This window comes from Paenibacillus aurantiacus, from assembly GCF_042431225.1.
In the GTDB taxonomy this organism is placed as follows: Bacteria; Bacillota; Bacilli; order Paenibacillales; family Paenibacillaceae; genus Paenibacillus_Z; species Paenibacillus_Z aurantiacus.
In genome coordinates this window covers 152,701-164,071 of the sequence record NZ_JBHMDO010000054.1, presented here as the reverse complement: position 1 = coordinate 164,071, position 11,371 = coordinate 152,701, and the positions used below count along the sequence as shown (strand labels likewise).

At 44.2% G+C, this 11,371-nt stretch carries 10 protein-coding genes and 3 pseudogenes; 9 read left to right on the top strand and 4 right to left on the bottom strand.

What is annotated here, in order from left to right:
* Nucleotides 1-82 precede the first annotated feature (82 nt).
* The 3 genes and pseudogenes from ACFFSY_RS33690 to sigK all read left to right on the top strand — a co-directional run.
* A pseudogene (locus ACFFSY_RS33690) lies at nucleotides 83-160 on the top strand (RNA polymerase subunit sigma-70); the annotation flags it as partial.
* Between the two features lie 355 nt (nucleotides 161-515).
* Nucleotides 516-1,121, top strand: a complete 606-nt coding sequence (locus ACFFSY_RS33685) for an ATPase (RefSeq protein WP_377502760.1) — start codon at nucleotides 516-518, stop codon at nucleotides 1,119-1,121.
* Nucleotides 1,122-1,185: 64 nt separating this feature from the next.
* Nucleotides 1,186-1,734: pseudogene (sigK, locus tag ACFFSY_RS33680) on the top strand (RNA polymerase sporulation sigma factor SigK); the annotation flags it as partial.
* Nucleotides 1,735-2,006: 272 nt separating this feature from the next.
* Here the strand turns inward: sigK and ACFFSY_RS33675 are convergent.
* Entirely contained in the window at nucleotides 2,007-2,888 is an 882-nt protein-coding gene (locus ACFFSY_RS33675; RefSeq protein ID WP_377502758.1) for a LysR family transcriptional regulator, read from the bottom strand.
* Nucleotides 2,889-3,013: 125 nt separating this feature from the next.
* Between ACFFSY_RS33675 and ACFFSY_RS33670 the strand changes: the two genes are divergently transcribed.
* A complete protein-coding gene (locus ACFFSY_RS33670) occupies nucleotides 3,014-3,703 on the top strand; it encodes a type 1 glutamine amidotransferase domain-containing protein (RefSeq protein ID WP_377502756.1) in 690 nt (229 codons plus the stop codon).
* Nucleotides 3,704-3,802: 99 nt separating this feature from the next.
* Here ACFFSY_RS33670 and ACFFSY_RS33665 read toward each other — a convergent pair whose 3' ends face one another.
* The 3 genes from ACFFSY_RS33665 to ACFFSY_RS33655 all read right to left on the bottom strand — a co-directional run bounded on the left by ACFFSY_RS33665 (nucleotide 3,803) and on the right by ACFFSY_RS33655 (nucleotide 5,965).
* The gene (locus ACFFSY_RS33665; RefSeq protein ID WP_377502755.1) at nucleotides 3,803-4,486 is read right to left on the bottom strand and encodes an AlkZ-related protein; all 684 of its coding nucleotides are present in this window, start codon (nucleotides 4,484-4,486) and stop codon (nucleotides 3,803-3,805) included.
* 455 nt (nucleotides 4,487-4,941) lie between these two features.
* Nucleotides 4,942-5,598: a bacillithiol biosynthesis deacetylase BshB2 gene (bshB2, locus tag ACFFSY_RS33660; protein ID WP_377502753.1), complete on the bottom strand. Its 657-nt coding sequence runs from the start codon at nucleotides 5,596-5,598 to the stop codon at nucleotides 4,942-4,944.
* A gap of 22 nt (nucleotides 5,599-5,620) precedes the next feature.
* Nucleotides 5,621-5,965 carry a YojF family protein gene (locus ACFFSY_RS33655; protein WP_377502751.1) on the bottom strand — a complete coding sequence of 115 codons (345 nt, stop codon included), beginning with the start codon at nucleotides 5,963-5,965 and terminating at the stop codon, nucleotides 5,621-5,623.
* A 455-nt stretch (nucleotides 5,966-6,420) separates the two neighbouring features.
* Between ACFFSY_RS33655 and ACFFSY_RS33650 the strand changes: the two are divergent.
* The 5 genes and pseudogenes from ACFFSY_RS33650 to ACFFSY_RS33630 form a co-directional block, all read left to right on the top strand.
* Nucleotides 6,421-6,931, top strand: a pseudogene (locus ACFFSY_RS33650) (sigma factor); the annotation flags it as partial.
* Nucleotides 6,932-7,223: 292 nt separating this feature from the next.
* On the top strand, nucleotides 7,224-8,306 hold the full coding sequence (locus ACFFSY_RS33645) for a C39 family peptidase (RefSeq protein ID WP_377502749.1): 1,083 nt from the start codon (nucleotides 7,224-7,226) through the stop codon (nucleotides 8,304-8,306).
* A gap of 51 nt (nucleotides 8,307-8,357) precedes the next feature.
* A complete protein-coding gene (locus tag ACFFSY_RS33640; protein WP_377502748.1) occupies nucleotides 8,358-8,840 on the top strand; it encodes a hypothetical protein in 483 nt (160 codons plus the stop codon).
* 380 nt (nucleotides 8,841-9,220) lie between these two features.
* Nucleotides 9,221-9,463: an acyl carrier protein gene (locus tag ACFFSY_RS33635; protein ID WP_377502746.1), complete on the top strand. Its 243-nt coding sequence runs from the start codon at nucleotides 9,221-9,223 to the stop codon at nucleotides 9,461-9,463.
* 41 nt (nucleotides 9,464-9,504) lie between these two features.
* On the top strand, nucleotides 9,505-10,998 hold the full coding sequence (locus ACFFSY_RS33630; protein ID WP_377502744.1) for a class I adenylate-forming enzyme family protein: 1,494 nt from the start codon (nucleotides 9,505-9,507) through the stop codon (nucleotides 10,996-10,998).
* Nucleotides 10,999-11,371: the final 373 nt, after the last annotated feature.

The window sequence follows — 11,371 nt, the reverse complement described above, 5'->3', positions numbered from 1 at the left end:
AAATTTTCACTTTTGTCGCCTAAACGGGTATATGTTTTGGGGGTTGGTGGTCAACTTATATTGTATATAAGACACATGGGAGTCGCGGAGTTATGTGTCACGGATTGAGAAGCGGGCGCTGATGAAGCTGTATCATGAGTTTTATAAGCAGAAGAAGTGACGGGTGGCTACTGGTGAGTCTACAGTTGCGTAAGTCTTCGTTGAGATTAGAGTTGATTGCAAACCGTAAAACAGACGTATGATTTCGATACGTCTGTTTTGTTCGTTCTTTGCCGCTGATATCTGCTTTAAGAATTCCGATATGATATACTTCAGCTATACAATTGAATGTGGATGGTGAAAAGGAATGAACCGTATACAGGACCTAAGCAAGTATATTAAGCTAACCGGGGATCGAGCAAAATTGGATGCGAAAGCGAACGGAACTTATATCGTATACAAAACACGTGAAGGTGAATTTGTTAAAGAGTACAGCGATGGCGTTATCGAGCGAATAAATGAACAGGATCTCTATCATGAATGATCCCATTGCCACCATGTTTGTATTCGCCGGTAATAACGGTAGCGGCAAAAGTACGATTCGCAATCTGATTATTGAACGGCTTGGTGTTAGTGTTATTATTGATCCCGATGCCTTGGCTCGTGGCATTGATCGAGAAAATCCTGACCGTCGCAAAGTTTCTGCGGGTAAAGAAGCCATCAAGCTTGTAAGGGAATGCATTTTGCATAAGCGTGATTTTACAGTTGAAACTACGCTTGCAGGCGGCAACGTGATCCGACAAATGCAGGAAGCGAAGTCGAATGGTTTCGAAGTCATCATGTTTTATGTTGGATTAGGAGACGTGCGTCTTAACATTGAACGTGTTGCTCTGCGAGTTCGAAATGGTGGCCATCATATCGATACGGAAGATATCCTTAGGCGCCATCAGACCTCCTTGAGAAATCTGCTTGAACACCTGAACTTGATTGACTCCCTCATCGTCATTGACAACAACAGTAATGAAGGTGAAATTGTACTTGAAGCGGATCAGACCACAATCAAACATTTTGTAACACCGTTACCAGAATGGGTGAAAGTCATTGATGACCGTTTGCAGGAAAGAAATAATAAGCGGGGATAGACCGATTTCCGTCTCGAGGCGGAGATCGGTTTATTTTTGTTCCGAAATTACATAGGGTCGTGTTCACAACGTCAAAAAATTCGATAACACGGGCGAGGATTTGGAAGATTTAATTAGCATCGGGACGATCGGTCTTATCAAAGCGATCGAGAGCTTCCAGCAGGGCAAAGGGACGAAGCTCGCGACGTTCGCGGCCCGTTGTATCGAGAACGAAATCCTGATACACCTGCGTTCGTTTAAGAAAACGAAGAAGGACGTTTCGCTGCACGACCCGATCGGGACGGACACAGAGGGGAACGAAATTACGCTGATCGACATCCTTGGATCGGAAGCCGACGATGGGGCGGAGCATATGCTTCCGAAGCAAGTTTTCTGTGAAAACTCATAAGTTCAACTTAAAATAGAGAAGAGTAAGATTTATAAGAACCTGGATATTTTGGATGACCGGGAGAAGGAAGTCGTGGTGGGGCGGTTCGAGCTGATCACCGGTGGGGAAGAGCGGACGCAGCGGGAGATTGCGAAGGAGTTGGGGATTAGCCGCTCCTACGTGTCGCGGATAGAGAAGCGGGCGCTGATGAAGCTGTATCATGAGTTTTATAAGCAGAAGAAATGAATCTTACTTTTGTAGACGGACGTATCATTCGGTACGCCCGTTTTTCACGTTGTATACATAGATGGCAACTAATTTAACCACGATGAGGTGTAGAAGTTAGAATGAATCGTATTTCTTTTCAAAGACGAAATGGTTCAATGGCAAGTCGTTGATGAACCGGCTCCCCAATTAGCAGGATGCAAAAAAGCCCGTCGGAGTGGAGTGAATTCCATTTAGGCGGGTTTATTAATCTCCGTAAGTATCTCTGGCGAATGAGCGAGCAGATTGCGATTTTAGCGAGAGAAAGGAGTACAAGTACACCGCTCTACAAATTTCATGATCGTAGGATTGATTTGGTCAATCGTACGATAAGCTAACCAAACTTCATTCGTAATGGGGTTAGTTGGCACCCATAATTCCTTCAAAGAGCCCTCGGATAATTCATCCTTGATCATATCATCAGTCATTACACTCACGCCTTTTCCTTGCACTAGCATCGATTTAATAATCCGAATATCAGGTATGATTACGCGTGGAAGCAAAGGTGGACATTCTCCAAATGCTTCGATCCAAAATTTTCGTATGAATGGAAGCTCGGAACTATAGCTGATCCAGTCCAAATGTTCCAATGATTCTTTTACAGTTGAAGATTCGCCGAGTTCTGTTGGGAACTTCGTATTCGCCGGGCCTACAAGACGTAGCGATTCCTTCAGCAAGCGGACGAATACGATTCCAGGTATGTCTATGTACGATGTCATAATAGCTACATCCAAATGACCCGTTTTTAACGATTCAATGATCTCTGTTGTTTCATTAAAACTAATACTCAGATGTTGAGGTGATCCATCTATTCGATTCAGGATGGATTCATACACGAATTCTCTTGGGCCGCCGAGTCGAATAACAGGATGCTCAGACTGACTCTGAAATCCAGCCGTTATCCGTTCTAACTGATCAACGGCACGCGAAATTTGGCGATACAACTTTTTTCCTTGTTCGGTGGGTAACGTTTGACGCGATGTTCGCTGAAACAAGACTTCACCAACTTCGGCTTCAAGCGCAGTTACATGGTGAGTCAAAGCAGGCTGTGTCATATAGCGGAATTTAGCAGCGGCAGATATTGATCGTAAGCGATAAATGGATACAAATGAACGATACCATTCAAAGTCAGCCATAAATTTTCTTATGCCTCCATGCTGTTTTTATAATTTGTATTATAGCTTGTGCGAAATTAAAATGGAAATAAATCACATGGGAATCTTTTTTCTTAGTGAAATTATTAGCGAGAGTGGGATAATCGATGAACACCAAAAAAATTTTAATTGTCGTAACTAGTCACGAAGAGATTCAGCAGGGGCTTCCAACGGGTCTATGGTTATCCGAATTTGTCGAGGTTTACGATTTATTAATAAATGCAGGTCATCAAGTAACAGTAGCTAGCATGAAAGGAGGTAAAACGCCGATAGATCCAAACAGCGTGCCTCAGGAAGGAAACGCCCAACGGATCCGTGACCATGAACAGTTGCAAAATACGGTATTACTGAAAGAAGTAAGCTCTGACGATTTCGATGCCATTTATCTACCGGGAGGTCATGGAACGATGTTTGACCTCGCCAATGATGTTCCATTGCAGGACATGGTTCGAGAATTTGCTGAGTCAGATCGAATTGTTGCTGCTGTATGTCATGGTTTGTCGGGGTTGGTGGGTGTTACGTTATCCAATGGAGAATCGTTTGTGAAGGGGAAAACGCTAACGTCGTTCACGAATCTGGAAGAGCAAACGGTTCAACTTGATCGTCTTATGCCTTTCTTGTTGGAAGACCGGTTGCGTGAATTAGGTGCGAACTTCATATCCGCTCCGATTTTTAGTGACCATGTCATTACGGATGGGAACTTGATTACAGGTCAGAATCCGCAAGCTTCATCAGATCTAGGTAAAGCCTTGCTTGAACGTTTGGAAGCAAAAGAATCGTTAGCAGAACGAATATGAGTGTGATAAACAGATGAGAGAATGGGATCGAAGGATTCAAATTGAGGTGATTAATAGGAGCTGCATTCAGCAGTTCCTTTCTGTTTTATTATCAGAGATTTAGGAATCAAGTTTAAAAAATTTATTGAGAAATCCGAATGCCTCAACACTGCATTTCTCGGTTAAGCAGTTCTTCAGTTCCTTCTTAGCAAGCTCCGCATGAATATCAGATTGAAGGATGCCGACGTTCTCCATCCAATGGTCGGTTGACTCGAATGAAGTACTCTTCCACGCGCTATTCACATCTAAAAGGATCCTGCTTTCGTTGGCACCGGAAATAACAATATCCACCGTTTCTTGTAAGTCCAAAAGGGACCTTTCGAATGTTTTCTTCATTTCTTTGCCATGCATGCTCGCTTTTAATCTTAATGACCTCGTTTCGATGCCTTCTTCCTCTCTGATTTGTCGATACAGCACTAAGGCATCCTTAGAAATCAAACCTTGTTGATAACGAACTTCAATCGATAGATTGCTTCCTAGAATGACTTTAACCCATGGGAATAATTCGCGCGAAATGAGAACCGGTTTCTTCTTCATGAATTTACCGTAAGCCGCTGCGCCATCACTGGGAAGTCGTGTTCGCCAAAGCCAAGGATCAGTTTCGGTCCCCGTTAACCATTGCTCGCCAGAAGTGATTTCGTAAAGTGAGGGATGGTTTGGAATAAGCGGTGCCAGTGGCAAGATGCCCACTTCATTAATAAGCTGAACAGCCTCTTTATATGTGGATACTTTTAGTTGGCTCATTCGTATTCCCTCCTAATCACAGCTTCCTATAGCGTAATACGACATGATTAATAAAACAAATTACAAAAACGACAGGAAGATATAAGTTTTTTTATAACGCCAAATACAATACACGAATTGTATTGCTATATATAGCAGGGATAGAGTGAATCTTGCACCTCTCTTTGTTGTCTGCGGCTGGCTGCGATCGTTGGTAAAACGACAACGCTGGTCAGCGAGTGGTTTGCCGGCTGTGATGAAGAACCACGGTCTATCTGATTTGAGATAGAAGCTACAAAAAGACGCTAAAAGAGCAAAGGGAAATTATTCTGATGAAGCTGTATCATGAGTTTGATAAGCAGAAGAAGTGAATGAGGGGCCGCTCTGGATGGGCGGCCTGGATGACTGGCTGACGACCGGTTGCGGAAACTTGACCGGCGACCAGGGGTTGTTTTAAGCATGAGAATTGTCTTCTATTAGAACCGATACGTCCAGAATCGTTCCGTTCCGAAGCGGGCCTGGATTTCCGCATCCGATAATTTTTTGTTGCCTAACAATTCAGCTGCTTGAAATTGGGACTTATGGGCTTGAATAGAGGCCATTTTCTGTTTCAGGTAACCTCTAACGTCATTCATGATATCCGGTTTGCCGATCTCTTGTTCGTGATTGTTGGCGAATGCCATGCAATGCACGGTCGGCCTACGATCTGCAGGCATTCTGCCGATCGTTCGGATGACCGCCGCACCGCATGCGTTGTGATCGGGATGAACGCTCAGCGTCGGGTGGAACGTAATGACCAACGAAGGATTCAGCTCTTTCATGAGCGCCTCGATGCTTCCGTCTAACTTCGCTTTATCCTCGAATTCGATCATTTTATCGTGAAATCCAAGCATTCTGAGATCCCGAATGCCAATGGCACGGCAAGAAGCCTCCAGTTCCTGCTTGCGTATGGCGGGCAGCGTGACCCGGTTGGCGAAAGGCGGTATTCCCATGTTGCGGCCCATTTCGCCTAAAGTCAAACAAGCATAAGTGACTTCCGCCGTTCCTTGGTCGAGATGCATGGCAAGCGTTCCTGACACGCCGAACGCTTCGTCGTCCGGATGCGGAAGCACAACTAGGATGTGCTGTTTCATCAATGTTCAATTCCCCTTTACGTTAGAATGGTTCCCGACTCAATTGCAACGCCACGACGAGTTTGCCTGCAGGATCGTGACCCGCCAGGATGAGCCTATCGGAATCCGTCTCTTCATAGTGGGTAAGCCCTTCGGAATAAACCCAGCCTTGCTCCGTTTTCAAACCGACACGATAGGGGCCATCCCCGGAAATCGAACCGTGGGAATAACGAATAACGGCGTTCGTAATAAAGGTCGCGGCTGGATGTTTCGAACGATCCAGATGCGCTGCGTAAGCACCCGTCGTCATCTCGAGATGGATATATATATCGCAATCGATCAGGATATCTAAATACTGCTGAACTTTCGTTTTGTCGATGAGTTGCATGTTCTTTCCTCCTGAGGCCTACAAGTGATTCAACCGAATTTAAATTATAGAACAATTATTCCCTCTCCGTCACCATAATATCATTTGGGCTTATTATTTGACCTCTAGAGATCCATCCTCGAGAATTTACGTTGAAGAATATACTGGCTATGAAGTGGTGCGCAAGTAGGTCGGGTGACTTCTGACTAAGTAAGTATGAGCTTGCTTCATCTAATAGTGATAAGTTGGCGCCGGCCTTCCTTAAAGAACTGCATCCATACAAGCAGGTTTGAAACAACAAAGCGAGTTCCAAAGTATACCGATACATCGGGACTTTTCTATTTCAGGTGATATATATTTGCGTTCTATCAGTGAATGAGTAAACCGCTTAATCATGTATGAGTGGGTCGAGGTAGCTGTACGGTGTCTTATCAAGGAGAAACGATGGAGTTGGTATTTCCCGAGCGTATGCATCAAAATTCGATAACACCGGGGAAGATCTGGAGGATTTGATCTCCATCGGCACCATCGGTCTGATCACGCGATCGAGAGCTTCGGCAAAGGGACGAAGCTGGCGGCGTTCGCGGCTCGTTGTATCGAGAACGAACTCCTGATGCATTTGCGGAGTTTGAAGAAAACGAAAAAGGACGTTTCGCTGCACGACCCGATCGGGACAGACAAAGAGGGGAACGAAATCACGCTCATCGACATCCTCGGTTCGGAAGCCGACGATGTGGCCGAGCGTATGCTTCCGAAGTAAGTTTTCTGCGAAAACTTTTGGGTACAGATGAAGATAGAGTAGAGCAAGATCTATAAGAATCTGGATATTTTGAATGACCGGGAGAAGGAAGTCGTGGTTGACGGGTTCGGATTGATAACAGGCGGGGAATAGCGGACGTAGCGGGAGATTTCAAAGGATATATGTCGAGGATTGAGAAGAGGGCGTTGATGAAGCTGTATCATGAGTTTTATAAGCAGAAGAAGTGATGGATGGCATCAGGCAGAGACAGACGTATCCTATCGGTGCGTCTGTTTTATTGCGTGTACAGTCATGGAAAGAACAGAATCTGGAAGTTGATGGTCAAGGGTGACTTTCCATAAGATCTAAGTACATACATTACGCTAACCGGGGACAAAAACGGAGTGATCTATTACAAATAGCCCTAACGAGTAAATCAATACGTGCCTAATATATATATTAAAAAAAGATATATAAAATGATGGAAATTTAGTATAAATAAGTTGTAAAACCCTATATTAATTAAAAGAAAGATGGTGCATGATGAAAATAAAGGTATCCCAGGGAGCTGCTTTACTCGTTCTCGCAACTTTCCTCGTGTCGTCAAACGCAGCAGTGGCCGGCGCAGTAGAGGATGCAAGTGTATCGCGTGTATCTAAGATAGTGTCTGTCGCGGAAGCAAAAAAAGTAGCGGAGCAGTTCATTAAAGGGTCAAATTTCGCTGAAAAATGGTACCAGACCCAATTGACATTCTCGGAAGTACTGTATGATATCGACGAAAGTCAGCTGGGCTATTATTTTATCGTTCGTAATGAAGGCGAAGCTATTGGGCATATTATTGTCTCCTCATCGACAGATAAAGGACCAGTTCTTGAATACGGAGACGGCATGGCTGAAACAAACAAATTGAAATTAAAGAGCTATTACAACCATGGCCTTATTCGCGCTCAAAATGCTTCTGCGGTCAAAGAAAAGGCTGAAGCTAAGAACATCAATTTGAAACCGATGGCCTCAAACCCAGACATTAGCAACACGGATTGGGCGCGCTTAAACTCCAATGTCGTAGCGTTAGCAAATCCCATATCAAAAGAAATAAGTGTTACTCATATTTCCCAACGTGCAACGGGCGTGACCAATCAAGATTCCGCCTGCGGACCTGCTACGGGGGCTATGACGGCAAATTACCTGGCTGCCAATGGACATCAAGTAAGAGGCGGTGCATATTATGGAGGTAACGCTCAACTTGTAAATCATCTTTATTCCGAAATGGGGACGACCATAGCCGGAACGAGTCTCGCAAAGTATTCAGAGGGGTTGCTGACTCATTTACGTCATAACGGAGAGAAATGGGTTGGAACCGAGCATCGAGGCACTGACAATGTCGCTTGGGGTACTTACACTTCGGCAATAAATTCAAGCCTGCCAGTCGGTATACGATTCGATTATTTCGTCTCGGGTAATACTTACCGGGACTATCATTTTGTGCTCGGGGTCGGCTATGTTATGTATACGCAAAACTATTTCGGCATTAAAGATCCCGACGAGTCTTCGGCAACAACCTATCTTTTATGGAGTGACAATGATCAAGATATAGGATTCCTTAATCTGTTTAAACAGAGCTAGCCCGATTCTAAACCAAGAACTTACAAGCAACGGTGAAGGAGGAAACACATTGTGTCAAGACTCAAAATAGACCTTATCGCCTTTGCGGTTTCTGTCAGTCTAAGTATAGTTTTTTTCTTACTAGTTTATATTTTCACGCTAACCTATAGGGGGGATGGCCACGGCGCTTCAGGTAATGGCAACCTAGGTATTCTGTTCATTATTCCGGCTATTCCCCTATATCTTATTGCGTTGATCTTTACATATCGAATTGTCGGGCCTTTGCTCGATGGCGCAAAAACTATGCTATGGGGTGCTATGGGATTACCGCTAGTCATACTGCTATGCATCCTTGGCGAATATGTATATGTTGATAATCTTATTCGCCACTTAAGGGGAGGCCCAGGAAATCCCGACTCTGTTATTTACAATTTCGGTTGGTTGAATCAATATACCAACAGAATTTATTTTAACGCCTACACCTTTGTAATCGGTTTGTCGCTGGCTGCATTAACAAGGCTAGTGGTGAAACGAATTCGTAATAAAAACCATTAAATAACGGATTGCTTATTTCAAGTATACGTTTAGTTACGCGAGCCACCCAATAACACTAGCCTCGATTAACATTAGAAATAATAAGCGGGTATAAACCGATTTCCGTCTCGAAGCGGAGATCGGTTTATTTTTGTTCCGTTACTGCACGACCCGATCGATGTTCAGGGCGATCTTTCCGCGGCCACGCCCGCATCTATAATGAAAACCGAAGGAGGGGAACCAGCATGTCGCGGGGTATAAAAACTATATTTTGCCGGGTTAAAAAAACAGCAGGAAAATGATACCATAACGCGTGCGTTATCTAAATGGTATTGCTGTTCGTCTTGTCACAAAGCTGCGGGTTGTCTGGAAATTCAAGATCATCGAACGGAGGAGATAGGATGTCTAGAGCAATTGAAGTTATCCTGAGAGACGAAATTTTTACTGAACTTGAAATCGAGTATCCCGATGACCGCAATACGAATTTGTTGGAGCAAGGGATGGATTCGGCTGGCTTCCTCAAGCTTGTTGTTTTAATGGAATCGAAATTCAACATCGCCGTCCCCGATGAGGATCTATTGTTCGAAAACTTCTCCACGGCTGGATTAATCATTCATTATTTGACCGAGAAAACGATGTCCTAAACCTGCGGCGAAGTCGGATAGATCCTATAAAGGAGGAGAATATGACTATCATTGAGTGCTTATGGAAGGAAGCTTGCGAGCGTAAAGAACAAATTATCCTTCAAGATATCAAGCAAAATTGGACTTACGCGGAGGTGATGACAGAAGCCTATTTGATTGCTTCCTATATGAAGAAGAACTTTGATCTGGAGGCAGGCAGCCATCTCGCCTTATACACAAATAATGAGCCGTTTTTCATTTTCGCGGCGCTCGGCATTCAGTTCTGCGGCTATGTACTCGTACCGATCCCCTACTCAGCATCCACAACCGAAATTGAACAGAACTTAATTGCCACCGATACCAAACTGGTTATTAGCAAATATGCACAGCCTGCACGCTTAAAGTGCGACATCCCGTGGGTTACCGCTCAGGATTTATCCCAAGAATCGTTGTCTTCATTTGAATCGATCACAGTAACCAATCAGCCTGATCCCGATCATTGCGCCATTCTGTTGCCTACATCGGGCACAACCGGTAAATCTAAAATCGTAATGTTATCCCATCGGAATGTATGGACGAATGCGCTGGCACATGGCCAAAAATTAGGTTATACGGACCAAGATTCGTTTCTGGTCACGATGCCCGTTCATTTCAGTTCTACGATTGTCACGCAATTGATTTCTTGTATGCTTTGCGGAACCCGCATGACGCTTATCAGCCTGCCCATGCTGCCGCGCACGGCGTTTAAGCTGTTTGAGCGTAAGGCGGTGACGGGCTTTTCGGCCGTGCCTACGCAATTGATGCACTTCATTTCGGATTTTCATCAGACCCCAAACCGGGGCGTCTTTGATTCAATTGAATTCATTGTAGTTAGCGGCGCGGCGGTTCCGGCCAAACTAGTAGACAAGATTCGGACTGTATTTCCTAAAGCAGACCTTATTCAGACCTATGGATTGACCGAAGCTTCTCCACGGGTGAGCATGATGGAACGGGGAGATCGCCGAATATCCTGTGGATCGCCTATCCGTGATGTTTCGATTCGAATCGTGGACGAAGAAGAGAAGGAGGTTGAGGGAACGGCTGCCGGAGAAATTTGGGTCAAGGGCCCCAATGTGATGCTCGGTTATTACAAAAACCCAACGTTAACAAACGAAACCCTTGTCGATGGTTGGTTAAAGACGGGAGATTTGGGATATTGGAATGAATCCGGTTGTTTGATCCTTACAGGCAGGAAGAAGAATATCATTATTTCCGGCGGTATCAATATCTATCCGGAAGAAATCGAAGCGTTTTTATATGGAATGAGAGAAATTGAGGAAGTCATCGTTGTAGGCGTGCACGATGATCTATTAGGCGAAGTACCCATCGCATTTCTGAAAGGGGTAGAAGGATGTCTGCTTGATATCGATGCGCTGAAAAAACATTGCCGCTTGCATTTGTCGTCGTATAAAGTGCCTAGACAATGGAGGATTGTTGCTGAAATCCCAAAAACAAAAACAGGAAAACTGGACAGGGCAAGTACGAAGCGATTACTGCTAAATGAGTTAGGCGTATAAGCGCTAATCGAATAGATGACGAGGGGTGAACTGAATATTGGAAAATACCATTCAACTAGGGGGAAAAGTATTACCGGTAAGGTATCCAATGATTACAACCTATACCCAACATGCTCATCTTCTGTCCATCCTTACCCATTACGAGCGCGCATATCCATGGATATTCAATAATTACATTCAATTATATATTAACAAGGATTACAAACATAAATGGGGAGATTTTTATTTCCCATTACCTTATGAGTTGCGGCCTTCCGATGCATGCAAATGGATTATTACTCAAAAGATGCATAGAGATCATGTGACAAGTAAATGGGGCTCAATCATCAGTTTTATTATAGAAAATATTAATTTAAATACTTATGTCCACACC

Coding starts and splice junctions, on each gene's coding strand:
- ACFFSY_RS33645 (WP_377502749.1), top strand. CDS start 7,224: ATGATGAAAATAAAGGTATCCCAGGGAGCTGCTTTACTCGTTCTCGCA.
- ACFFSY_RS33655 (WP_377502751.1), bottom strand. CDS start 5,965: ATGCAACTCATCGACAAAACGAAAGTTCAGCAGTATTTAGATATCCTG.
- ACFFSY_RS33670 (WP_377502756.1), top strand. CDS start 3,014: ATGAACACCAAAAAAATTTTAATTGTCGTAACTAGTCACGAAGAGATT.
- ACFFSY_RS33685 (WP_377502760.1), top strand. CDS start 516: ATGAATGATCCCATTGCCACCATGTTTGTATTCGCCGGTAATAACGGT.
- ACFFSY_RS33635 (WP_377502746.1), top strand. CDS start 9,221: ATGTCTAGAGCAATTGAAGTTATCCTGAGAGACGAAATTTTTACTGAA.
- ACFFSY_RS33675 (WP_377502758.1), bottom strand. CDS start 2,888: ATGGCTGACTTTGAATGGTATCGTTCATTTGTATCCATTTATCGCTTA.
- bshB2 (WP_377502753.1), bottom strand. CDS start 5,598: ATGAAACAGCACATCCTAGTTGTGCTTCCGCATCCGGACGACGAAGCG.
- ACFFSY_RS33665 (WP_377502755.1), bottom strand. CDS start 4,486: ATGAGCCAACTAAAAGTATCCACATATAAAGAGGCTGTTCAGCTTATT.
- ACFFSY_RS33630 (WP_377502744.1), top strand. CDS start 9,505: ATGACTATCATTGAGTGCTTATGGAAGGAAGCTTGCGAGCGTAAAGAA.